The organism is Phyllobacterium sp. SB3 (assembly GCF_040009165.1).
Lineage (GTDB): Bacteria > Pseudomonadota > Alphaproteobacteria > Rhizobiales > Rhizobiaceae > Phyllobacterium.
In genome coordinates this window covers 238,245-261,172 of sequence record NZ_JBDYKI010000003.1, presented here as the reverse complement: position 1 = coordinate 261,172, position 22,928 = coordinate 238,245, and the positions used below count along the sequence as shown (strand labels likewise).

The 22,928-nt window shown below is 51.7% G+C and carries 20 protein-coding genes; 7 read left to right on the top strand and 13 right to left on the bottom strand.

Features of this window, described 5'->3' with window-relative positions:
- Positions 1-29: 29 nt before the first annotated feature.
- A complete protein-coding gene (gene putA / locus ABKW30_RS12450; RefSeq protein WP_348599245.1) occupies positions 30-3,119 on the bottom strand; it encodes a bifunctional proline dehydrogenase/L-glutamate gamma-semialdehyde dehydrogenase PutA in 3,090 nt (1,029 codons plus the stop codon).
- Between the two features lie 110 nt (positions 3,120-3,229).
- On the opposite strand from putA, the gene ABKW30_RS12445 reads away from it, so the two are divergent.
- Entirely contained in the window at positions 3,230-3,691 is a 462-nt protein-coding gene (locus tag ABKW30_RS12445; RefSeq protein ID WP_008124343.1) for an Lrp/AsnC ligand binding domain-containing protein, read from the top strand.
- Between the two features lie 79 nt (positions 3,692-3,770).
- Here ABKW30_RS12445 and ABKW30_RS12440 read toward each other — a convergent pair whose 3' ends face one another.
- The 6 genes from ABKW30_RS12440 to ABKW30_RS12415 form a co-directional block, all read right to left on the bottom strand.
- Positions 3,771-4,910: a DUF2333 family protein gene (locus ABKW30_RS12440; RefSeq protein WP_348599244.1), complete on the bottom strand. Its 1,140-nt coding sequence runs from the start codon at positions 4,908-4,910 to the stop codon at positions 3,771-3,773.
- 10 nt (positions 4,911-4,920) lie between these two features.
- Positions 4,921-6,207, bottom strand: a complete 1,287-nt coding sequence (locus ABKW30_RS12435; protein ID WP_348599243.1) for a DUF6638 family protein — start codon at positions 6,205-6,207, stop codon at positions 4,921-4,923.
- Positions 6,207-8,117, bottom strand: a complete 1,911-nt coding sequence (locus ABKW30_RS12430; protein WP_348599242.1) for an AAA family ATPase — start codon at positions 8,115-8,117, stop codon at positions 6,207-6,209. The genes ABKW30_RS12435 and ABKW30_RS12430 overlap by 1 nt, the downstream gene beginning before the upstream one ends.
- A gap of 14 nt (positions 8,118-8,131) precedes the next feature.
- Positions 8,132-9,283: a hypothetical protein gene (locus ABKW30_RS12425; protein WP_348599241.1), complete on the bottom strand. Its 1,152-nt coding sequence runs from the start codon at positions 9,281-9,283 to the stop codon at positions 8,132-8,134.
- A 3-nt stretch (positions 9,284-9,286) separates the two neighbouring features.
- Positions 9,287-10,375 (bottom strand): hypothetical protein, encoded by a 1,089-nt coding sequence (locus tag ABKW30_RS12420; RefSeq protein WP_348599240.1) that lies wholly within the window; start codon positions 10,373-10,375, stop codon positions 9,287-9,289.
- Between the two features lie 137 nt (positions 10,376-10,512).
- Positions 10,513-11,094, bottom strand: coding sequence for a thymidine kinase (locus ABKW30_RS12415; RefSeq protein WP_348599239.1), 582 nt, complete (start codon positions 11,092-11,094; stop codon positions 10,513-10,515).
- A 187-nt stretch (positions 11,095-11,281) separates the two neighbouring features.
- Between ABKW30_RS12415 and ABKW30_RS12410 the strand changes: the two genes are divergently transcribed.
- From ABKW30_RS12410 to choV, 3 genes are all read left to right on the top strand, one after another.
- The gene (locus ABKW30_RS12410; RefSeq protein ID WP_348599238.1) at positions 11,282-12,223 is read left to right on the top strand and encodes a choline ABC transporter substrate-binding protein; all 942 of its coding nucleotides are present in this window, start codon (positions 11,282-11,284) and stop codon (positions 12,221-12,223) included.
- A gap of 95 nt (positions 12,224-12,318) precedes the next feature.
- Positions 12,319-13,161, top strand: coding sequence for a choline ABC transporter permease subunit (gene choW / locus ABKW30_RS12405; RefSeq protein ID WP_348599237.1), 843 nt, complete (start codon positions 12,319-12,321; stop codon positions 13,159-13,161).
- Entirely contained in the window at positions 13,158-14,198 is a 1,041-nt protein-coding gene (gene choV / locus ABKW30_RS12400) for a choline ABC transporter ATP-binding protein (protein ID WP_348599236.1), read from the top strand. The genes choW and choV overlap by 4 nt, the downstream gene beginning before the upstream one ends.
- A gap of 49 nt (positions 14,199-14,247) precedes the next feature.
- Here the strand turns inward: choV and ABKW30_RS12395 are convergent, their stop codons facing one another.
- The 6 genes from ABKW30_RS12395 to ABKW30_RS12370 form a co-directional block, all read right to left on the bottom strand.
- Positions 14,248-14,511: a hypothetical protein gene (locus ABKW30_RS12395; protein WP_348599235.1), complete on the bottom strand. Its 264-nt coding sequence runs from the start codon at positions 14,509-14,511 to the stop codon at positions 14,248-14,250.
- 58 nt (positions 14,512-14,569) lie between these two features.
- Complete coding sequence (locus ABKW30_RS12390; RefSeq protein WP_348599234.1) at positions 14,570-15,403, bottom strand: dipeptide ABC transporter ATP-binding protein; 834 nt, start codon at positions 15,401-15,403, stop codon at positions 14,570-14,572.
- Positions 15,400-16,257, bottom strand: coding sequence for an ABC transporter ATP-binding protein (locus tag ABKW30_RS12385; protein WP_348599233.1), 858 nt, complete (start codon positions 16,255-16,257; stop codon positions 15,400-15,402). The genes ABKW30_RS12390 and ABKW30_RS12385 overlap by 4 nt, the downstream gene beginning before the upstream one ends.
- A gap of 2 nt (positions 16,258-16,259) precedes the next feature.
- Positions 16,260-17,171 (bottom strand): ABC transporter permease subunit, encoded by a 912-nt coding sequence (locus ABKW30_RS12380; RefSeq protein ID WP_348599232.1) that lies wholly within the window; start codon positions 17,169-17,171, stop codon positions 16,260-16,262.
- Between the two features lie 11 nt (positions 17,172-17,182).
- Positions 17,183-18,187 (bottom strand): ABC transporter permease subunit, encoded by a 1,005-nt coding sequence (locus ABKW30_RS12375; protein ID WP_348599231.1) that lies wholly within the window; start codon positions 18,185-18,187, stop codon positions 17,183-17,185.
- A gap of 115 nt (positions 18,188-18,302) precedes the next feature.
- Complete coding sequence (locus ABKW30_RS12370; protein ID WP_348599230.1) at positions 18,303-19,910, bottom strand: ABC transporter substrate-binding protein; 1,608 nt, start codon at positions 19,908-19,910, stop codon at positions 18,303-18,305.
- 318 nt (positions 19,911-20,228) lie between these two features.
- Here ABKW30_RS12370 and ABKW30_RS12365 point away from each other — a divergent pair, with 318 nt between their 5' ends.
- The 3 genes from ABKW30_RS12365 to ABKW30_RS12355 all read left to right on the top strand — a co-directional run bounded on the left by ABKW30_RS12365 (position 20,229) and on the right by ABKW30_RS12355 (position 22,902).
- Positions 20,229-20,990 (top strand): 3-hydroxyacyl-CoA dehydrogenase, encoded by a 762-nt coding sequence (locus ABKW30_RS12365; RefSeq protein WP_348599229.1) that lies wholly within the window; start codon positions 20,229-20,231, stop codon positions 20,988-20,990.
- Positions 20,991-21,118: 128 nt separating this feature from the next.
- The gene (locus ABKW30_RS12360) at positions 21,119-22,315 is read left to right on the top strand and encodes a hypothetical protein (RefSeq protein ID WP_348599228.1); all 1,197 of its coding nucleotides are present in this window, start codon (positions 21,119-21,121) and stop codon (positions 22,313-22,315) included.
- On the top strand, positions 22,312-22,902 hold the full coding sequence (locus ABKW30_RS12355; protein WP_348599227.1) for a protein-S-isoprenylcysteine O-methyltransferase: 591 nt from the start codon (positions 22,312-22,314) through the stop codon (positions 22,900-22,902). The genes ABKW30_RS12360 and ABKW30_RS12355 overlap by 4 nt, the downstream gene beginning before the upstream one ends.
- The last annotated feature ends 26 nt before the right edge of the window (positions 22,903-22,928 follow it).

The following is a 22,928-nucleotide window of genomic DNA, read 5'->3' as shown; positions in this document are numbered from 1 at the left end:
GGGCGAACGTGCCTATCCCCAAAATGGCTCTATTCGCCCATGGCGATCAGGCTGGCATTGCCACCAGCAGCCGCCGTGTTGATCGAGACTACCTGTTCAAGTGCAAACCGTGTCAGGTAAGAGGGACCACCAGCCTTTGGACCAGTACCGGAAAGGCCTGAACCGCCGAAAGGCTGGGTTCCGACCACAGCACCAATCGTGTTGCGGTTGACATAGACATTGCCGATATCGAGCCTGTCTATAACCTTTGTTACTGTCGCTTCAATGCGTGTGTGCAAACCGAACGTCAGGCCATAGCCAGTTGACGCGATCTGATCGAGTACCGTGTCGAGATCCTTGGCCTTCCAGCGTACAACATGCAAAACCGGTCCGAAAACTTCGCGTTCCAAGGCCTCAGCTTTGTCAAGTTCGACAATATGAGGCGCGAAGAATAGTCCCTCGCTAGGCACTTCACCTGCAAAACGGACTTTTTGAGTTTTGCGCATCGCCTCTATATGGTCTCGAAGCATATTGCGCTGATCCCGGTCGATAATCGGGCCAACATCCGTCGATGCCAATGCAGGATCACCAAGTACCAATTCCTTTGCGGCCCCCTCGATCATCTCCAGCATGTTATCAGCAATGTCTTCCTGCAAATAAAGAATACGCAGAGCTGAACAACGCTGACCTGCAGACCGGAACGCGGACATGACGACATCATCCGCCACCTGTTCTGACAAAGCCGTGGCATCCACGATCATTGCGTTGAGACCACCTGTCTCAGCAATGAGCGGTACAATCGGGCCTTTCTTTGCAGCAAGCGTGCGGTTAATCGCCCAAGCCGTGTCAGTGGAGCCCGTAAAAGCAACACCGGCTATATCAGCGTGAGATGTTAGTGCCGCACCAACCGAACCATCTCCCGGCACAAACAGAACTGCATCTTTCGGAACACCTGCTTCGTGAAGAATACGGATAGCCTCGTAGGCAATGAGCGGTGTTTGCTCTGCAGGCTTGGCTAGAACGGTATTGCCGGCAGCAAGTGCAGCCGTGACCTGCCCCAAGAAAATTGCCAAAGGGAAATTCCATGGACTGATACAAACGAAAGCGCCGCGCCCACGGTGTCGTAGCTTGTTATCCTCACCTGTTGGTCCCGGCATTATTTTATCAGCCGCAAACTGACGGCGGGCTTCGGCAGCATAGTACCGGCAGAAATCTACCGCTTCGCGGATTTCTGCAATACCATCATCGATTGTCTTGCCCGCTTCGCGCGACAGAAGATCAAGCAGTTGATCACGATTATCCTCAAGAAGGTCGGCCGCTTTCTCCAGCGCCTTTGCCCGCACTTCCACGCCTGTACGTGACCATGAGACAAAACCTTTGCGCGCGATGCCGATGGCCTTTGCCGCCTCTTCTGCAGTTGCAAAAACAACTGAACCGACGGTTGCTCCATTCACAGGAGATACAACATCCTGCGTTTTTCCGGATGAGTTGCCATCTATAAGCGGTACTGCCTTGACGGTTTTCGAAGCCTTCGCGATGCCCGACAAAAGACCAGCAAGTGCTTTCCTGTCGCCAAGTTCAACACCCGCAGAATTGGTACGCTTGCCATATAATTTCAAAGGCATGGGAATGTTTGGATGACGATATCCCTTGCCATCGTTGAGTTTCTCGGCAGGGCGCACAAGCAAATCCGCGATAGGCACATTTGTGTCACCAACAACAGATACGAAGGATGAATTCGCGCCATTCTCAAGCAAACGGCGTACCAGATAGGCTAGAAGGTCGCGATAACCGCCAACTGGTGCGTAAATCCGGCAAGCAATTTTGTCATTTTTCTCGGTGATCTGCTTGTAAAGGCTTTCCCCCATGCCGTGCAGCCGCTGGAATTCGAAGCCAGTCTTGTCGTCTCCCGCCATTTCCAAAATCATCGCGACAGTCAGTGCGTTATGCGTTGCAAACTGCGGGAAAATTCGCGGTCGAGCGTCCAGCATGCGCTTTGCACAGGCCATGTAAGAAGCATCAGTTGCGGGCTTGCGTGTAAAAACCGGATAGTCGGCAAGACCGCGTTCCTGCGCGCGCTTTACCTCTGTATCCCAATACGCACCTTTCACCAGCCGCACCATCATCTTGCGATTGTGCCGCGCCGCCAGCTTGTCAATATGATCGATCACCTCAAGGGCACGCTTTTGATAGGCCTGAATGGCGAGACCAAACCCATCCCATCCGTTCAGCGATGAATCCGCAAAAACGCGGTCGATGACATCCAATGAAAGCTCCAGCCGATCCGCTTCTTCAGCATCAACTGTAAAGTTCAGGTCATAGGATTTTGCTTTTTGTGCAAGAGCAAGAAGATCCGGCACAAGCTCCGTCATGACCTGATCATGATGTGTTGCAAGATAACGGGGGTGAAGCGCTGACAACTTGACCGAAATTCCCATGCGATCAGGCAGCTTCTTGTTACCAGTGGCGCGACCAATGGCATCAATCGCATCCGAGTAGGATTTAAAATAACCCTGCGCATCTTTGCGTGTCCGTGCGCCCTCACCCAGCATATCGAACGAATGACGATACCCCTTGGCCTCATTTGTGCCGGCACGCTTCAAGGCATCTTTGATGGTTTCGCCCAAAACAAAATGATGTCCGAGATACCGCATGGCCTGCTTTGTAGCCGTGCGTACGGTTGGCAGCCCGATACGCTTGACCAGCGATGACAGTACGCCTTCCGGTGTTTCGCCGGGTTTGATCACTTTTGCGGAAAGACCGAGCGCCCAGGCAGAAGCGGAAACAAACCATGTATCTCCGCTCGGCTCATGCTCTGACCAATGGCCCTGCTTGAGCTTGTCTTCAATCAGCTTGTCTTGGGTGGCAGCATCAGGCACACGCAAAAGTGCTTCTGCCAGCACCATCAAGGCTAGACCCTCACGCGTCGAGAGCCCGTATTCGCGAAGGAAATCCTCCACCCCGCCAATCCCGCTCGCCTCCTTGCGTATAGTCGCGATGTATTTGCTGGCACGCTCGTCAATACGCCGGTTTACCGGCTCGGAAAGCGTTATCGTATGCAGCAGATCAGCGACCAATTGCTGATCATCGACAGCGTATGGCGCGGAAAAATCTTGGGTAGATGGCGAACGGTTGGTCATCAGGCTTTCCCTTATTGATTTTTCCCATATAATCTATTCGACTTGGTTATTCTCACCAATGAAAACAGCTTAGGCAGAGTAAAAAACTAAAAATGGGGAATTATTTAGAGATGAAAAATTTGGACAGTCTCGATCGCAGGATTCTGCGCGAGCTGCAAAAGGATGGAAGGCTATCCAACACCGAATTATCTGAACGTATCAGCCTTTCCCAAACAGCCACAACCGAGCGAGTGAAGCGACTTTCCCGTGACGGCTATATCCTTGGATACACAGCAAAATTGTCACCTAAAAAGCTTGATCGCGCAATGCTTGTCTTTGTCGAAATCAAGCTGGATCGCACTACACCCGACGTCTTTGCCACTTTTGCAGCGGCCACCCGCAGAAACCCGGATGTCATGGAATGCCATATGGTGGCCGGTGGCTTCGATTATCTGATTAAGGCGCGCGTTGCCGACATGGAGCATTACCGGCGATTTCTTTCAGATGCACTGCTTTCATTGCCGGGTGTTCGTGAGACTCACACCTATGCAGTCATGGAAGAGGTCAAGGAGACATCGGCATTACCAGTTTGATACTGGTAACGCTTGGTGCCATCTGTTCTTTTGGCGATAAAAAAGGCGGGTAAACCCGCCTTTTTCTGCAGCTAGCAGACTATTGCTGCAGGACCTGCTTGATATCGACCAAGTTTGATCGGACTCGCAAAATATAAAAACCCATTGTGGTCAGGTGATTTGGTAGCAGCCACCCACCCTCACTACCATTGGCGATGATCCAAGGCTGAATGGCGAGGGCTGAACGTAGTTGGCCATCCATGCCATCCCATAAGGACTTGAGATTTTTCTCTTCAAGAACCTGCTTGAAATCCACCTCGGCTGCGTTCATCAGGCCGTAATATGCGTAGAGCTGACCATAAGCGAACCAGAAACGATCGTCAGCGCGTGTGTCGAACCAGCCATTATTGTGGTTCTCGGAACGGTCTTTCAGGATGGCAGACGTCGCGCCGATATCATTGGCGATACGATCAATAAACTGGATCAAATTGTCCGCGCGTGCATCAAAGATCGCGTTACAATTTGCGAGCTTGTCGTTAAAGGTCCGCAAATCCTTCACAGCCGAGCGATAATAGCTCGGTGTAGGTGTTTTGGGACCAAATGGATTTAGGCCGAAATACCACGCGTCTTCTGTAAACTGTAGATTGCCGCGAGCCTTTTGCAAGTCACCATCGATCTGCGATGTACCGCGCACACGTCCGAGCGTATCAACAAGTTCAATACCGGTACGGCGAACAGCAGAGTTTATACCGCGCTGAAACGATGCTTTATTATCGAGAAATGGTGTTCTATCCCAATCCATGCCGAACAAGCCGAGCTTGTAGAGAAGCATTGAGGAAATCCAGGCATTCTGGTTGACGTTGAAATCCGTCAAATCCGCCGTAACTGTCACAATGGCAGACCGCGCGCAGGTCTTGGCTACATTTGTGCCCGCTGCTGCGGCCGCAGCCGGTTCTGCAAGGGGTTCACCCGCAGGTGCCGTCTGGTTCTTGAAATTGTAGGACGCAACGTAATCCGGATTAAAGTTCGTCCAGGTCTGCGTATTGTAGAAGAAGTAGCCGTAAAGCCCCAGCCAGACGATGAGTGCAAGACCGACCACAATCTTGAGAATGAAGCCCCGCTGGGTATACCAGCTGCCCGCCCACATGAATGGCCACAGGAGGATGCCGACAACCAACCCGATACCGCGTCCGATATAGGTGAATATCCGGCTGAAGAAGTTGATCACGGGATCGAGCATTCTGTTTCCTTCACTGGTCAAGTCCATAGAGCCGCTTCCGCAGCCCTTCCTTGTCCTTCAAATAGGTTGTTTTGAGAATATCGACAACGTGTTCCTGATAAGGAAGGCTCCAGCGCTGATAATCGGCGTAGAAACCGGGCTTGTTGAAGACATAGCGGGACATGAAGTCCCAAGGCACAAAATCGCTGATAAGCTGGTTCACCAGCCAAGCATCCGGATGTCTGGGCAGGGCGCGAATAACCAGAAACCGTCGCGAAGGATCAATCTCGGACATATTCAGCTGTCCGGTCTGTCCAATCTCCCGTTTGACGCTGTTCAGGAACGGCCACGTCCCATCATGGTTGATAAGGCTTGCATTAGCGTGAATCCAGGTCTGCAGCCAGATGCGGTCGATATTTTTCAGGTCACGTTCCGGCTCCAATGTCTGGATCAAGTGGCGGATAATCATCTCGCCACGATTTTCCAGATATCCGGATTGCTCGATCCAAGATGCTCGCGGTAATTCAATACGCGAAGTCGTGCTTAGAAACTGAAAAACCTGATCCGCATCCTTGATCGAGATATAATTGACTTGCCAGGGACGCGAACGTCGAAAACCTGGCACTGACGGATCACCGATAACGGTTGTCGTATTGTCATCAACAAAAATATAGACGCCGCCGAAATGACTGGTCCAGAAGGCATTGTGTCTGAACAACACCTTGTCCGGGACCAGCGAATTCTCACGAATATCGCCGGTCACTTTGGCCAGTTCGACCATACGCTCAAGCATCGCGTTATCGCGCCATGCATCCGGTTCATTCTTGAGGCGATCAGACAATAGCCTGAGTTCGGCCGCCTGCCCCATGACATTCTGCGCCGAAAGCACTCGAAATTCGACCTGATTGATCGAGAGCAAATCCTCGATGTCCGTGACTATGGAGACTGAATCCTCGATCTCGCCATAGAGCACATCCTTGATTGTTAGTGCGTTGATCGCCCGGGCGTTGCTCGAAAAAAACTCATACATCAACTGAGACGTATTGGAGAATTGCGTATGGACGACAGGCAAACTTGCTTGCGATGGCGTCAGGATAATAAAACGCCTGTTGACCCCATTCGGATCGAGATAAGCAGGGTCTTTCAGTTCATCAGCGATTTGCGGCGAAAAACCCGTCCTGTCTATGTCGAACTCTTCCAGTCTGGTAGCCGGAAAACCAAAGGATTGAAGCGCCTTGTTGTACCGTTCGATAAGATGCGGCTGATCGATTTTCAGCAACCGGCCATAAATCAGATCATTTTGATAGAGCAGTTCCATCAGGCTTCCCACTGCCCCTTGGCTTTCAAAGAATCGACTTCCCGTACTGCCCGCTCCCGCAATCTTGCGTCACGAACCATTTTCTCGATAGCGGCATCGTCAGACTTGTCAGCATAACGGAATTCTGAATCGGCATATCGGTTGGTTTCCTGCACCACCATGTCCATTGTGAATGGCTTACGCAGTTCCTCGATCATCGCCTTTTTGTCATCGTAGCTCTTGTGCATGAATGTTTCAGGCTTCTCAAACCATTCATCCGGAAGTTCCACATCCATGGCGCGCATTTTGATGGCATCGGTGACATTCTTGATCGCACGACCGGTAAAGCGCGGCTCGCGCTCCTTGATCATATGGAGATAAGTTCCAATGTCAGAAAGTGTCTCAGGCTCACCATTTTCTTTGATAAATCGATCATAAACGACCTTCAGTCCATCCTCCTGCGGCTTTGACAGCTCCTCGTAAGCTGTTTCCACGGCACGTTGGATTTGCTGGGCCTCATAGAGCTTGTGATCTCCAAGGGGGATCTTGTGGTTCTTGCCGGCCAGCAACGCAAAAATATCAATATAGTCATCGCGTGTCTGCGGACCGTCTACCAGCCAGCGAGCGCCCGCGCGCTGACGCAGCGCATCGTCGACATTTTCAGGATAATTGGAAAACATGCCAAACGAGCAATTACCGCGCACCACCGTTGACGCACCTGCAAAGGCTTCCATCAGAACGCCGGTTATCTCGTGCTGACCCGATGAAGCCCGATCATCCGAGCGCTTGGCTGCAACCTGATCAATATCGTCAATCGTGCCAAACCCAATGGTGCGTGGATTCAGAACATTGGTAACGAACTGCTTACAGTTTTGACCCGACTTGCCCTGATAGGACGAGATCTGGTCCACACCGAAATTCTCATAATGGAACGCATATCCGGCAACCTGACAATAATCGTTGACCAGACCTGCGATCATTTGGATGAGAGTGGTCTTGCCTGTTCCGGGAGCACCGTCACCAATAAACGTAAAGAGGAATCCTCCAAGCTCGACAAATGGATTTAACTGTTTGTCAAAATCATAAGCCATCAGCATTTTAGACAGCTTCAATGCCTGGTATTTGGCGATGTGATTGCCGACAACCTCACTTGGCTTTCTGAAGGTCATCACCAGCGGCGTGCGTTTCTTTGATGGAGCTACATCGAAACCGTCCAGCGTAAAATCATCGCCATCGAGGCGCAGGTGCATATCTTCAAAGCTGCCCAGCCCGTCAAACCGGGCCTTCCGCTGTAACAGGCCTTCGATACTTAGCGCGGAAAATGCCTTGGCTCGCGCCAGCATTGTCTGCTCGTCAGTCGTTCCGGCGATCGCGCGATCCAGCCCGGCGATCACGGACTTCAGAGCATCCTGCGTGGTATCAAAGATAAAGTCCGGTTGAGCAATATCATTTGCTGGCTCGCCATCTGCTTCAATAAGCTGTGCCAGATAGGCAGACAGCGAAAACGCCGCCACGTAAGACGCAGCGGAAAGCAGGCGCTTGAAATGACTGGCATCTTCACCTTGCAGGGGTGCAGAAGCATTTCGTGCCATTAAACTTTCAAGATCACTCTGCCGCCCGAATACGTCCGATACCGCCAGTGCTACAGCGACGCCGCGCCGCGCCCTGAACAGCAATGTGTGCTGAGCGATCGACAACATCTGGTCATCTGCACGCACAGACTGAATAGTTTTCGCCAATTCGACTTCACGGGTCTTGCGCAAGCCACCGGTCGATACTGTTGAAACAAAACGACGGCCTGTGCCAGCAATCTCGGTGCCGGACTTACTGTCACTGCCTTCCAGCGAGACAAATCGGGTTACCATCGCTTGCGCTACGGCAAGATGTTTCGAAATATCTTTTTCTTCAATCGTGGTCAGGCCGACATCCATTCCGATATTCCTTTTTAAATGCCACTAATGACCTGGCCATTAGACAGAATATGCGTCTCAAAACCTGTGAAGATACGTGAAGCCTCTCCTGATGCATAAAGCGCTTGATAGGCTTCATGAGGTACCAGTGCATGCTGCTCGTAGTGGCTTACGCCTTGCCGGGTAGCTTCGAGATCATCAGTATTAATATGAAATTCTTCACGAGAAGGTTCTGAAGACCAAATGCCGCGTTTTCCGGGCTTCTCAGCCGTCGAGAACACTTCCTGCATGGTCCAGGTCAACAGCCACGCATCTTTAGGGTTGCGGACACGCTCAAGTACGTCCGCAACTTTTTGATTATGCTCTGTAATGCCTGCGGTATAAAACGGCCCAAGAACAACCCGTCGCAACTGTTTTGGATGAAGCTCCGGGAAATCCTTGTCTAGACTTGTCGCGATTGTCACCGGGGAAAGCGAATAGGCAGAATTCTTTGCAGCAAAATCATCAAAGCGCCTTGCCAGGTCAGGGTTCAGCAATCCACCAACGGGGAGCGGAATCCTGACTTTCGGATTAAGTCTGCCATCCTTCTGGACAAGAGTCTCAACCATATCTTCGGATGAATCCTCGACAACCGCCATATAGATCAGCGGCAGGTTCGATGCGCCATCGAAGACACCCCAATGCACTACGTAAAAGGGGCGCATTGTCTTGGGATTAACTGAAACGCGGATAGTCGTTGGAAGCACGAATGGCGAGAATACTTCCCCTTTCATCACTGTTTCCAGATAGATACGCTCCGCCATGGATTTCTGCAGATCACGCGGAAACTCACGGTGGCGTAGAATGAAATCCGCCATCTCACCGCGTAGCGTCTCTGCTGGAGGTATTGCCGCTAGCCGTTCCCTGGCTTCTTTTTTGTCATTTTCCAGTTCCAGCACATTCTGGAATACGGGAAAGCCGCTTTCCGCCTTGGAAATCCGGAAACGCTCGGTGAAACCCAGCCGATTGCGCCAACAATCAAATGACGCGTCAAGCCGCTGCAAATATTCTGCAACGGTTTGAGCCACAAGATCGTGCTTGTATAGCGGCGAGTCCTGATTGTTCAGGAACACCTCAAGTCCATCCAATGCCGCGCGAATCGCTCCAAAATAGCGGTCCGCTGCAGCCAGATCTGCATTCTCCGCCATGGATTAGCTCTGAACGTAACCGGCAGAATTGTGCTTTTTCAGAACTTCCGAAAACCGGCGCGCAAACGCATCGTCAGCAAGTTTCTTGCGGCGCTGAATATCCTGCGAACTCACCATGTTTTTTTCATGCATTTCAAGAAGATCACCAATGTGCTTCTGCGCAGCAGCGCCAACACCAGCCATGGTTTCTTCCGCCGCCTTGTCTACCTGACTACCAAGCGTGTTGATCTTGTGAGCGACGTCCTGCTGAGCGGCGGTCTTTAGTGAATCCTCCAAAGCTTTGTAGAGCACGATGCGCTGCTCGGTATCGATGGCCAGCTTGTTGATGAGCGTGCTTTGAGCAGCAATCTGGTTGTTGAGCGAGTCTACGAACGTCTGGAACATCGAAGTGTAACGTTCAAGCGTCTGGCTTTCAGCGAGCAGTTCCTGCTCCTTGGCCTGACGTTCATTATATTCAGTTGCAAGCTTGGAGCGCTCACCTTCAAGCTGGGCACGTGTGCCCTGATCCGTAGATGCTGCGATACGATTTTCAATATCGAGCAATAGCGGGTTGAGTTCTTCGATACGCTTCTGTGTTGCTTCCAGCGTGGCAATAGTTGCCTTGCGACGCTCGATTACCGTAGCCAGGCTGCTTTCCGATGTTTTGTAACGGGCATCGAGAACAACTTTCTGTTCCTTCAAAATGCCCACGATGCGATCTGACTTGGTAAGAAGCTCCTGGAGGTTACCGGCAAGCGACATATTGCGCACCCGGTCGGAACGCAGACGCTGCATCTTGTCCTTGGAAAACACGCCGATAAACTTTTCCCAGCCCGAATAGCCTTTCATGCTTTCGAATTCAGTACCGAAAATGTTGGTTGCATCCTCCAGGCCGATGATCAATTCGGCAATATTGCCTTCCATCACCTTTTGCTGCCGCAACACGTCATCAATGCGCGCATTCTCAATGTCAAAGTCGGAAGCACCAATCTTCGCATCGGCTTTAGCGAATTTATCAAGAACGACACTGGACTGATCAATCTTCGTCCGCATTTCGTTGACCATTGTTCTGGTCTTCTCAATCTCGGTGTCGAAGTTCTGCAAACTCGCCATTGTAAATCTCCCCTAATACTCAAATTAAAATAACAACCACTCTACGGGTTGCATATAGCGATTACACCCTGCCAAACAATGCCTGCAGCCAGATGACAACGGCACAAGCAGACTTGCAAGCGAAGAATATTCGCTAATTATACAAGATGACCGGTTTCATCTTCCCAATGCTTGCGGCAGAGGGAAACATAAACCGACTTTTCGATAGCAACCTGATCACCTTCAGTCATTACCTTGCCGGTTTGATCCTTGCGCACCACCATCGTTGCTTTGGCTCCGCAATGGCAGATTGTCCGGATTTCACGCAAAGTATCGGCAATCGCTAGAAGCTCCGAAGAACCCGGAAAGAGCTTTCCCTGAAAGTCAGTCCGAAGACCAAAGCACATGACTGGAATATTCAATCTGTCAGCCACACGCGCAAGCTGCCAAACCTGCTCTTGTGTCAGGAACTGAGCCTCATCGACAAATGCACAACTAATCCGAGCTTCCTTGTCTGCGGTCCTGATACGCGCAAACAGATCGTCATCATCCCAATAAAGTTCGGCATCAGCACTGACACCAAGCCGTGAGGTTATTTTTCCAATCCCATTTTCGGCATAATGGCCCGCAGTAAATTGTATTGTCCGCATGCCTTGCTCCCTATAATTATGTGAAGCTTGCAGGAGGAGCGTCGATTTGCCGGCATTCATTGCCGAATAGCTGAAATATAGTTTGGCCATGACCGCTTTAACCAGACTTGTCCCCCGGCTTGAAGCCTCACTTGGGATGTCCGTATCACTTTTCGTCGAATATCAACAACTGTCGCTATTTGACCGGATTTATGCGCGCCTATGCTTGAATGGCTGCTCGTTTGGTGCTTGGTTCAGCACATTGAAAGCCGGAAAATGCCGGAAGGGGAAAACAAACATGAAAAATTTGTCTAAATTGACTGTTACCTTGGCTTTGGTGCTTTCAGCCGGCACCGCCCTCGCCGCCGAACCTGAGGCCTGCAAGAGCGTGCGATTCGCGGATGTCGGCTGGACAGACGTGACCGCGACAACTGCAGCGACTACCGAAGTGCTCAAGGCGCTCGGTTACAGCACAGACATAAAAGTTTTGTCGGTACCGGTGACCTATGCCTCTCTCGGCAAGAAAGACATTGATATTTTTCTCGGCAACTGGATGCCGACACAGTCAGCCGATATCAAGCCCTACATCGAGAACAAAACTGTCGAGGATTTAGGTTCAAACCTCACTGGCGCAAAATATACGCTGGCGGTGCCGCAGTATCTTTACGACAAGGGCTTGAAAGATTTCAAAGATATCGCCAAGTTCAAGGACGATCTTGGCGGTAAGATTTATGGTATCGAGCCCGGCAATGACGGCAACCGCTTGATCCTCGATATGATCTCCAAGGACCAGTTCGGCCTTAAGGGTTTTCAGCTTGCCGAGTCTTCGGAACAGGGCATGCTGGCCCAGGTTGCCAAAGACACCAAGGGCGAAAAACCTGTCGTGTTTCTCGGCTGGGAACCTCATCCAATGAATGCAAACTTCAAACTTGCCTATCTGGCTGGCGGTGACGAAGTTTTCGGCCCCAATTTTGGTGGCGCTGAAGTCCACACCAATGTTCGGACTGGCTACACAACAGAGTGCCCGAATGTCGGAAAACTGCTTGCCAATCTCAAATTTACCTTGCCTATGGAAAACGAAATCATGGGCAAGATTCTGGATGATGGCGAAGATGCCGCTGATGCTGCGACGGAGTGGCTGAAAGCAAACCCGGCTGTTCTCGATACATGGCTGGCAGGCGTCACGACCTATGATGGCAAAGAAGGCCTCCCGGCCGTTAAGTCAGAGCTCGGCCTCTAGGTCGATGCAATAATACCGATAGAACAAAGACCGCCCGGCTAGGCAGCCGGGGGCCTTTTCCGCTTATTCGTTAAACGACAGAGGGATAGTTCGGTTTGGACTGGTTGACACAAGACAAGATTCCCGTCGGCAAAACGGCCAAGGCCGTGGTTGACTGGCTCACCACCAATTTCGCCGGGTTCTTCGACGGGCTTGCGATGGTGATGCAAAGTTTCATCGACGGGCTTATGTTCGTGCTGAAATACCCTCACCCGCTGGTCATGGTCGCAATATTCGCCGCCATTGCCTATGCTTTGCGGCGCTCCATTGCCGTCACTGTCCTTACGATTGTCGGTTTCCTCTTCATACTCAATCAGGGCTATTGGGATGAAACGATGGAAACTCTTACCCTTGTGCTTTCATCCTGCATCCTGTGCATGGGTATCGGTGTTCCAATCGGCATCGTCGCTGCTCACAGGCCCAAGTTCTATTCTGCAATTCGCCCTGTGCTCGATTTGATGCAGACGCTGCCGACCTTCGTCTACCTTATCCCAGCCATTGTTTTCTTTGGTATCGGTATGGTGCCCGGCCTGCTTGCAACGGCAATCTTTGTGCTACCGGCTCCAATTCGTCTCACCCACCTTGGCGTTTCCTCAACGCCGCTGCCTCTGGTTGAAGCTGGTGAAGCCTTCGGCGCATCATCCCGGCAACTCTTGTGGAAAATTGAGCTTCCCTATGCCATGCCGCAAATCCTGGCCGGACTGACCCAGACAATCATGCTTTCGCTTTCCATGGTCGTCATTGCCGCACTGGTGGGCGCGGATGGCCTCGGCGTTCCTGTTGTTCGCGCACTTAATTCAGTCAATACCGCTCTCGGCTTCGAAGCCGGTCTGGTCATCGTGGTCGTCGCCATTGTGCTTGACCGTATTTTCCGTCCCGGCAAGGAGCAAGGTGAATGACTGCAATTACACTCGATGAAGTCTGCATCATTTTCGGCAAACGGACCGATGCTTCGCTGGCACTTGCTGATAAAGGAAAGAGCCGCTCGGAAATTCAAGCTGAAACCGGTCATGTCCTTGGCGTCCACAATTGCTCACTAACAATTGCCGAAGGTGAAATATTGGTACTTATGGGGCTGTCGGGCTCGGGCAAATCCACGTTGCTGCGTGCCATCAATCGTCTCAATCCCATTTCACGCGGTTCTGTGATTGTCCATAATAACGGTCAGTCAATCGATGTAGGCAAGGCTGACAAGCCAACCTTGCGTAACCTGCGCAAACATCTGGTATCGATGGTCTTCCAGCAATTTGGTCTATTACCTTGGCGGACAGTCGAAGAGAATGTCGGCTTCGGCCTCGAACTTTCCGGCGTACCGAAAGAAGAACGCGCGAAAGCCGTTCAGCAGCAACTCGAACTGGTCAATCTGAAAGACTGGGCCAAGCGCAAGGTCGGCGAACTCTCCGGCGGCATGCAGCAACGCGTTGGTCTTGCCCGGGCATTTGCAACGGGGGCTCCGATTCTTCTGATGGATGAACCATTTTCAGCCCTCGACCCCCTCATTCGTAACAGGCTGCAAGACGAGTTGCTGAGCTTGCAGGAGAGACTGAAGAAGACCATCGTATTTGTCAGTCATGACCTTGATGAAGCGATGAAGATAGGCAATCGCATCGCGATCATGGAAGGTGGGCGCATCATCCAGTGCGGAACGGCACAAGATATTCTTCTAAACCCAGCGGATGATTATGTTGCGGATTTCGTCGCCAATATGAACCCGCTCGGGGTTCTGACAGCCGCCGACATCATGGTTCCGCTTGATCGTTCACGCGGCGACCGACCTTTTGCGGCTACCGCCAGACCAGATACACCTGTTCGTGATGTCATGCAGGCAGTTGCCAAGAACAGCGGTGATGTCGGCGTTGTCGAAAAAGGTGCAATCCTTGGCATGATTTCCGCCGACGATATCGTTCGCGGACTGCTCAAACACCAGAAGCACTAAATGAAGTAAGCCACTATAGCGGTCCGGTTTAAATTACCAGACCGCTATATTATTCGTCTTCAGTTTCTTCAGTATCGTCTGTCTTGCCAGCAGGTAACCAGCCGTTAGGCGTTACCTTTTTCTGTGTGTTGGAATCTGTAAATATCCACCAGCCTGCGTCGGTCTCATCCCATTGACCACCCGTAGCCTTGAGACGATCCAGCGAACGGTATTGTCCGATGGACTGGTTCTCTTGGCCGTCTTCATCTGTCCAGAAAATCTGCACCTTGCTGCCATCGGTTGGCGCGGACGAAATCGACTGCTTTTTGCTCACGGGCATTCCTCCTGTTAAAGCTCAACGAGTGAACGCCCGATCTTAAGGCAAGTTCCGCTCAGGCAGCAGCTTTCTTCTTGGCAATACGTGCCCGGATGCTTTCGACATCCGACTTTGGCGTCGCCGCAAACAGCGTCTTTGTATAGCTGTGCTGCGGATTGGAAAACACCTCGTCACGCGTACCGTATTCGACTACCTCGCCGTAATACATCACCATAACGTCATCGGCGATATAACGCACCACCGACAAATCATGGCTGATGAAAACATAGGTCAGGTTGAACTCATCCTGCAAATCCGCGAGAAGATTGAGAACCTGCGCCTGTACCGATAGATCGAGTGCAGAAACCGGTTCATCCAGCACCAGCAGGCTGGGGCTTAGCATCAGTGCGCGGGCAATGGCGATACGCTGACGCTGACCACCGGAGAACATGTGCGGGTATCGATTATAGTGTTCCGGGCCAAGGCCCACCTTCACCAGCATCTGCATGGCAAGTTCACGTCGCTCTGCAGCGGTCTTGTTGGTATTCAGAAGCAATGGTTCACCCAGAACTTCCCCGATCTTCTGACGCGGATTGAGCGAGCCATAAGGATTTTGGAAAATGATCTGCACCTTGCGGCGCATTTCTGTCGTCACCTTGTCCTTGGCAATGTTGATTGGCTTGCCATCAATGAGCAATTCGCCCGACGTTTGCGGGTCGATCAGCGTCAAAATCCGTCCGAGCGTCGACTTTCCACAACCACTTTCACCCACGATGGCAAGAGTCTTGCCCTTCTCCACGGTAAAATTCACGCCCTTTACAGCCTGAATAGTCTTTGCCTTCCCAAACAGGCTGCCACCTACATGATACTCGCGCACAATGTTGCGGCCTTCGAGAACGATCTCACTCATGATGCCGCTCCTGCATTTGCTGCTTCATTTTTCATGAAGTCCGCTACCGTCGAAAGTCGATCGCCGGTTGCATTCTCCGGCAGAGCTGAAAGCAGAGCGCGGGTGTATGGGCTTTTTGGTGCCTCAAATAGCGTCAGCACATCGGCTTCCTCCATCTTGGTACCCTTATACTGGACGATCACGCGATCTGCAGTTTCCGCCACCACACCCATATCATGGGTAATCATTATCAATCCCATGCCGTGCTTTGCCTGAAGGCTTACAAGAAGGTCCAGAATCTGCTTCTGAATTGTCACGTCAAGCGCGGTAGTCGGTTCATCTGCGATCAAAAGCTTCGGGTTGCATGCAATCGCAATGGCAATCATCACGCGCTGGCATTGACCACCAGACATCTGATGCGGATAGGATTTGAGCCTTTCTTCCGGAGTTGGAATACCAACCTGTTTAAAAAGCTCTATCGCGCGGGCGCGTCGCGCCTTTTTATCGAGTTTCATATGAACCCGCAGGACTTCTTCCAGCTGGAATCCAACAGTGAAACACGGATTGAGGCTTGCCATCGGCTCCTGGAAGATCATGGCGACATCACGGCCAATAATTTCGCGACGCTGTTTGCTGGTCATCTTCAACATGTCATGACCGTCAAAAGTCATGCTGTCCGCAGTCACAGTTGCTGATTTTGGCAGAAGCCCCATGACAGCCAGCATGGCAACAGATTTGCCGGAACCGGATTCACCGACGATCGCCAGAACCTCCCGAGCTTCTACCGACAGGTCGATACCTTGCACGGCCATAAACATGCCGCTGCTGGTATCAAAGCCAACCGAGAGATTTTTGATTTCGAGTAGCTTCGCCATGTTCAGCTCCTCTTCAGTTTTGGATCGAGTGCATCGCGCAATCCGTCACCGACGAGATTGATGGCAAGCACCGTGATCAGAATTGCAAGACCGGGCAGTGTCACCACCCACCATTGACCACTCGCGATAAACTCGCGGGCATCCGCCAGCATTGTGCCCCATTCCGATGCGGGCGGCTGAGCACCATAGCCGAGGAAGCCAAGCGCAGCAGCATCAAGTATTGCATTGGAGAATGACAAGGTTGCTTGAACGATCAAAGGCGCCATGCAGTTTGGCAGGATCGTCTTGAACATCAGGCGCAGCGGACCAGCACCGGAAACCTTCGCAGCCACCACATAGTCACGAGTCTTTTCCGCCATCACCGCAGCGCGAGTCAGACGCACAAAATGCGGTTGATATACAAGCGCAATGGAAATCATTGCGCCGGTCAATCCCGGTCCGATGATGGCAACGAGAACCAGAGCCAGAAGCAAAGAAGGAAACGCCAAAATGACATCCATCAATCGCATGATGACGGTATCGACCCAACCGCGGAAATAACCGGCGATCACACCGAGGAAAATGCCGCCTACGAGCGAGATACAGGTAACAACGATACCGATGAACAGTGAGTAGCGAGCGCCGTAAATCAAACGCGAGAGAATATCGCGGCCAACAGCGTCAGTTCCGAGCAGGTAATCTGCACGTCCGCCCTCCTGGAAGAATGGTGGCAAAAGTACAGCATCGCGATACTGATCGGCCGGGCTGTGCGGTGCAATCCAAGGAGCAAAAACCGCTGTGATAACGAGCAGAATGAAAACTGCAAGACCGATAACGGCACCGCGGTTTTCCGAGAAATAGTACCAGAATTCGGTTAGCTGACGTCGGAGTGAAGCGTCATTGGACGTAACACTTTGAATATTTGTCTGAGCCATGACCTATCCCCTCAATGTCGAATGCGCGGATTGATCAGACCGTAGAGCAAGTCGACAGCCAGATTGACCAACATGATAGTGGCGGCGATGATTAGCAAAGCGCCCTGAATAACCGCGTAGTCGCGGCGACTGACGGAATCGACCAGCCATTTGCCGATACCCGGCCAAGAGAAAATCGTCTCGGTCAGGATCGCTCCGGCAAGCATGACGCCCACCTGAAGGCCGATGGTTGTAACAACCGGAATCAAGGCATTTCGAAGTGCGTGGACGCCGATGACGCGCAAAGGAGCCAGACCTTTGGCGCGAGCCGTACGCACATAGTCCTCAGACAATACTTCAAGCATTGCCGAGCGGGTTTGGCGCGCGATAACAGCCAGCGGAATAGTGCCAAGCACAATCGTAGGCAGGATCAAATGGCTGACAGCGGATTTAAAGGCACCGGATTGTCCTGAAAGCAACGAATCTATCAGCATAAAGCCTGTCACGGGCGGGAAAAAGAACATCAGCGAGATGCGACCGGAAACCGGCGTCCAATGCAGTGTATTGGATACAAGCATGATCAGCAGCAGGCCCCACCAGAAAATAGGCATCGAAAAGCCGATCAGGGCCGTCCCCATGATTGACTGATCCAGGAAGGAGCCGCGCTTGATTGCCGCAAAGACACCAGCCGGAATGCCGAGCAAGACCGCAAAAAGAATTGCGCAGATCGAAAGCTCAAGCGTCGCTGGAAACAGATTGAAGAACTGATCAACAACTGGCTGCTTGGTAACAATCGATGTACCGAAATCACCGTGCAGAATACCCCAGAGATAATTGAAGTATTGGACAATGATCGGCTGATCGAAGCCAAGGTCATGCGAGATGGCCGCATGACGCTCCGGCGACATGACACGCTCGCCTGAAAGCAGTGCAACGGGATCACCCGGAAGCATGCGAATAAACGAAAAAGCAATGATGGATACCCCGACGAAGGTCAGGGCCATGACCGCTATGCGTCCCATAATAAATCTGAACATATCGTACCTTCCAGCCACAGTCGGTGGCGGTGCTTCCGGCTGCTTTAACGCATTTTCGCTCGGAAGAAAAAAGGGCGTCCGCCTGACGGACGCCCTTCCCACAAGTTTTAAGGTCTTACTCGGTGATGTCTACGCCATCGAAAGCAAAGTCACCAAGCGGGCTCTGATGGAAGCCCTCAACACCCTTGCGCATTGGTACGAGCGAGAGGGAGTGATCGAGGGTTGCCCATGGAGCTTCCTTCTTGAAGACAACCTGTGCCTGCTCATAGAGTTTTGTACGCTCTGCAAGGTCGGTTGTCTCCTTGGCCTTGGTCACCAGATCATCAAATTCCTTGTTGCACCACTGCGCACGGTTGTTGCCGCCAACGGCATCGCAACCAAGCAATGTATCAAGGAAGTTGTCGGGATCACCATTATCACCGGTCCAGCCGAGGATAGCAGCGCCGTCGCGGTCTTTAGCCTTGGACTTGTCGAGATACTCAGCCCATTCATAGGACACGATCTCGGCCTTGACGCCGATCTTTGCCAGATCCGACTGCATCAATTCAGCAGCGCGGCGAGCATTGACCATGTAAGGACGTGCAACCGGCATCGCCCAGATCTTCATCGAAAGATCTTTTACACCGGCATCTTCAAGCAACTTCTTAGCTGCTTCCGGATCGTACTTGTCGTCTTCGATCGCATCATTGTACGACCACATTGTCGGAGGGATCGGGTTTTTGGCTGGTGTTGCCAGACCTTGGAATACACCATCAACAATTGCGTTCTTATTGATGGCCATGTTGAGCGCCTTACGCACCTCTACCTTGTCGAACGGCGCAACCAGCGTGTTGTACGCGAGGTAAGCAACGTTCAGGCCTTCCTGTTCCAGAACCTTCAGCTCTGGGTCCGCTTTCATTGCGGCCACATCGCTCGGGTTTGGATAAGGCATCAAATGGCATTCGCCAGCCTTCAGCTTCTGATAGCGAACCGAAGCATCGGTCGTGATGGCGAAAACCAGATCATCGATCTTCTGCTTGCCATTCCAGTAGTCAGGATTTGCCTTGTAGCGGATAACGGCATCCTGCTGGTAGGCCACAAATGCGAATGGGCCAGTGCCGAGAGGCATCTGATTCAGCTGGTTCATCTTGCCATCAGCCTGAAGCTTGTCAGCATATTCCTTCGACATGATCGAAGAAAATGGCATTGCAACGTTTGCGAGGAACGGAGCTTCTTTCCGCTTCAGTGTGAACTTCACTGTCATGTCGTCGACTTTTTCGATCGACTGCAGGAGTTCAGGGAAGCCCATGCCGGCAAAATATTCCCAGGACGCGCCCGTTACATACTTGTTCCAGGGATTGTCTTCTTTCCACTGACGCTCATAGGAGAAAATCACGTCGTCTGCGTTGAGTTCACGGGTCGGCGTGAAGAATTCCGTAGTCTGGAACTTTACGCCCGGACGAATCTTGAACGTGTACTGCAGACCGTCATCGGAAATTGTCCAGCTTTCAGCAAGACCAGCTTCCGGTTCAGTTGTACCAGGCTTGAACTCAAGCAAACGGTTATAAACCGTATGAGCTGCGGCATCGAATGTGTTGCCGCCGGTATAGAGGCCAGGATCAAAGCCTTCCGGCGATGCTTCAGAGCAATAAACGAAAGTTTTAGCTGCGGCTCCACCTGCCATCAGCCCACCTGTCAACATTGCAAGCGCGGTGGCCGCAATGAGTTTCTTGTAGGTCTTCATGTTTTTCCACCTTCAGAGGTTTTTTTGTTGCCGGCCCCCTTGCCTGCAACCGAAGCTGCATGGAAGCCTTTGCAATGTCGCAATGCAAGCAGATTTATTCGCAGTCAACCCATCCAAAGAACCATAATTCACGATTCTGGGGAAACTCGAGCACATAAATGCAAAAATAGTGAATTTCACTATAAAACCGTCCATTCACATTTTCGACAGTCGGAGACCAATACTAGCGTCTCATAGGCTAAAGGCACGACTATCGGCGCCAGGCCTGCCATGATAAGCGCCTGAAACAGTCGTCATATTTGGACAAGGATGCGAATTATGAATCTTGAAGGACATACCGCGATTGTAACGGGAGGCGGGTCAGGCCTAGGAGCGGCAACAGCACGCGCCTTGACGGCAAAAGGCGCTAAAGTCGCGATTTTCGACATCAACCTCGATGCTGCCCAGACAGTGGCGCAAGAAATTGGCGGATTTGCCGTCAGTTGCAATGTTTCGAGTGCCAGCGATGCCGAGAACGCGGTCAAGCAGGTTGCCGAAAAATTTGATACGGCACGCATTCTCGTCAATTGCGCAGGTATTGCCAACGCTGGTCGTATCGTCGGGCGGGATGGTCCGCATGACCTGGATCTTTACCGGCGTGTCATAGAGGTCAATCTTATTGGTTCATTTAATATGCTGCGGCTGGTAAGTGATGCTGCGGCCAAGCTTGATCCTCTCGAGACTGGCGAGCGCGGTGTAATTATCTCTACGGCGTCAGTGGCTGCTTTCGACGGTCAGATCGGCCAAGCTGCCTATGCATCCTCAAAAGCGGGTATTGCCGGCCTCACGCTGCCAGCAGCACGGGAACTCGCGCGGTTTGGCATTCGCGTAATGGCTATTGCACCCGGCATTTTTGGAACGCCTATGCTTCTGGCCATGTCGCAGGAAGTTCAGGATTCGCTTGCCGCGTCCATTCCTTTTCCTTCAAGACTGGGCAAGCCCGAAGAATATGCTGCACTCGCAGTGCATATCATCGAGAACCCTATGCTGAACGGAGAAACGATCCGGCTTGACGGCGCCATCCGCATGGCGCCAAAATAAAGATTGCATCATCGATTGTTGCAACTTTTAATCGCTGACGACGTTCTGTTAACGCTGGTCATCTAAAATCCTTGTTAGCGAAGTAAGGTAGATCGCAATCATCGGTGAACGATGAGGAAAGGATGCGGATGTCCGTCGTCAGGCGTCTGGTGATTTTGCTGCCAGGCTTTGAACATATGCCTGTAGAGGCCCATTATCGACGCTTTGTCCGCGAGGCAGGTAAAACGGCGCCTGTTTATGATATGGCTCCTACCGAGCCTTCCTCGCTACATGTCGACACAGTCGACAACGGTATCTCTGTGGGGCGATTTAGTTTGGACACCAAGGGCGATGACTGGTCTGCCCACACAGACTTCGCTCTTTATGGTCTAGGGGATATCACGCTATTTTATGCGTCGCGCAATCCCGCTACCCGTTTGTTGAGCGGTCTGTTTGCACTGCTCGACTTTATCATCAGCGGCACATTCTTCCGCTTCATCATAACGAGCTGGCGCTATGCGTTGTTTTTCATCTATCCGTTGCTTGTCATTGCCGGCATCATTGTTGCATCTGCAAGCGCCGGATATCTGATCGACGATGTTTTCCCGCATAGCCCATTTGTTCTGCCGGGGGCAGGACTTTTGGCAGCGGTATGCTTGTTTTGGTTCTCTGCCTCAAAACTACATCTATTGCTCCTCATGGATGACTGGACATTTGCACGCGATATGGCTCGCGGGAAGCGACCAGAGGTTGTGAGAAAGATGGAGAATGTCGTTACTCATGCAGCCGCACTGATCAGCGAAGCTCCTGCCGATACCGAAATCATTGTGGCAGCTCATAGTCTGGGGGCTATTTGCGCACTCCCCATTATTGATGAAGCACTCAAACGCAATAAATCGAGGCGCTACGGATTACTCACTGTCGGCTCCAGCCTGCTCAAGGTTGCCTTACATCCCTCCGCTGCTCACCTACGCGACAGCGTAGCAAACGTTGCACAAAGCAACACAACATGGATCGATGCACAATCTCTGACCGATCCAATGAATTTCTATAAGTCCGATCCAATCAGAGACCTTGATATTGCAAAAGGAAGATCGCCAGTTCTTATGCAGGTCCGTTTCAGGCATCAGCTTTGCGAAGAGTCATATAAAGCAATACGGCGTGATTTTTTCCGCGTACATCGCCAGTTCGTGTTCGGTGTAGACAAGCGAACACGCTATTCGTGGCATGCTATTCTTTGTGGTCCTCAACGTTTTGCAGACATCGCAGCACGTGGCGGTTTGCCCTGTGAAAAAGTTCTTTGTCCCGAGGACGGTCTCAAAATAGTGAGGCCCGCCATTCCATGATGAGCCTTGCGTTGGCCGGAAAGGCTTTATGGGCCCTTCTGGTGGTCGGATGGTACCTTCTCCGTCGCCCGTTTGATCGTCGTGCTCGCCGAGGCCGGCTGACCATTGATCGGAGTAAAGGTGCGGATACCCAGCGAATGATCATATCGCTGACCGGGCTTGGAATTATTCCAGGCATATATATCGCAACCGGATTTCCGCGTTTCGCTTCTTATCCTCCTCATCCGGCCCTATTGGTATTCGGTATCATTGTCGGGATAATTGCCCTTATACTTTTCAGGCTTACACACAAAGCCCTTGGAAAGATGTGGTCAGTATCGCTGCAGCTAAAACAGGATCACAAACTCATCACAACGGGAATTTACAAACGCATCCGGCACCCGATGTATACGGCGTTCTGGTGCCTCGCCATTGCACAGGCTTTGCTACTGCCTAACTATATTGCGGGATTTGCAGGGCTTGTCGGCTTCGGATATTTGTTCTTTTCACGCGTGGGTCCTGAAGAAAACATGATGGGTGAAGCCTTTGCGGAAGAATACGATCTCTATCGAGCGCGCACCTGGCGTGTCTTGCCTTATATCTACTGATTGGCCCAATGGTTGAAAGTCCTCAT

Bases quoted from the DNA above. Each gene is read 5' to 3' on its own strand.
- putA (WP_348599245.1), bottom strand. From the start codon at position 3,119: ATGACCAACCGTTCGCCATCTACCCAAGATTTTTCCGCGCCATACGCT.
- ABKW30_RS12445 (WP_008124343.1), top strand. From the start codon at position 3,230: ATGAAAAATTTGGACAGTCTCGATCGCAGGATTCTGCGCGAGCTGCAA.
- ABKW30_RS12440 (WP_348599244.1), bottom strand. From the start codon at position 4,910: ATGCTCGATCCCGTGATCAACTTCTTCAGCCGGATATTCACCTATATC.
- ABKW30_RS12435 (WP_348599243.1), bottom strand. From the start codon at position 6,207: ATGGAACTGCTCTATCAAAATGATCTGATTTATGGCCGGTTGCTGAAA.
- ABKW30_RS12430 (WP_348599242.1), bottom strand. From the start codon at position 8,117: ATGGATGTCGGCCTGACCACGATTGAAGAAAAAGATATTTCGAAACAT.
- ABKW30_RS12425 (WP_348599241.1), bottom strand. From the start codon at position 9,283: ATGGCGGAGAATGCAGATCTGGCTGCAGCGGACCGCTATTTTGGAGCG.
- ABKW30_RS12420 (WP_348599240.1), bottom strand. From the start codon at position 10,375: ATGGCGAGTTTGCAGAACTTCGACACCGAGATTGAGAAGACCAGAACA.
- ABKW30_RS12415 (WP_348599239.1), bottom strand. From the start codon at position 11,094: ATGGCCAAACTATATTTCAGCTATTCGGCAATGAATGCCGGCAAATCG.
- ABKW30_RS12410 (WP_348599238.1), top strand. From the start codon at position 11,282: ATGAAAAATTTGTCTAAATTGACTGTTACCTTGGCTTTGGTGCTTTCA.
- choV (WP_348599236.1), top strand. From the start codon at position 13,158: ATGACTGCAATTACACTCGATGAAGTCTGCATCATTTTCGGCAAACGG.
- ABKW30_RS12390 (WP_348599234.1), bottom strand. From the start codon at position 15,403: ATGAGTGAGATCGTTCTCGAAGGCCGCAACATTGTGCGCGAGTATCAT.
- ABKW30_RS12385 (WP_348599233.1), bottom strand. From the start codon at position 16,257: ATGGCGAAGCTACTCGAAATCAAAAATCTCTCGGTTGGCTTTGATACC.
- ABKW30_RS12380 (WP_348599232.1), bottom strand. From the start codon at position 17,171: ATGGCTCAGACAAATATTCAAAGTGTTACGTCCAATGACGCTTCACTC.
- ABKW30_RS12375 (WP_348599231.1), bottom strand. From the start codon at position 18,187: ATGTTCAGATTTATTATGGGACGCATAGCGGTCATGGCCCTGACCTTC.
- ABKW30_RS12370 (WP_348599230.1), bottom strand. From the start codon at position 19,910: ATGAAGACCTACAAGAAACTCATTGCGGCCACCGCGCTTGCAATGTTG.
- ABKW30_RS12365 (WP_348599229.1), top strand. From the start codon at position 20,229: ATGAATCTTGAAGGACATACCGCGATTGTAACGGGAGGCGGGTCAGGC.
- ABKW30_RS12360 (WP_348599228.1), top strand. From the start codon at position 21,119: ATGTCCGTCGTCAGGCGTCTGGTGATTTTGCTGCCAGGCTTTGAACAT.
- ABKW30_RS12355 (WP_348599227.1), top strand. From the start codon at position 22,312: ATGATGAGCCTTGCGTTGGCCGGAAAGGCTTTATGGGCCCTTCTGGTG.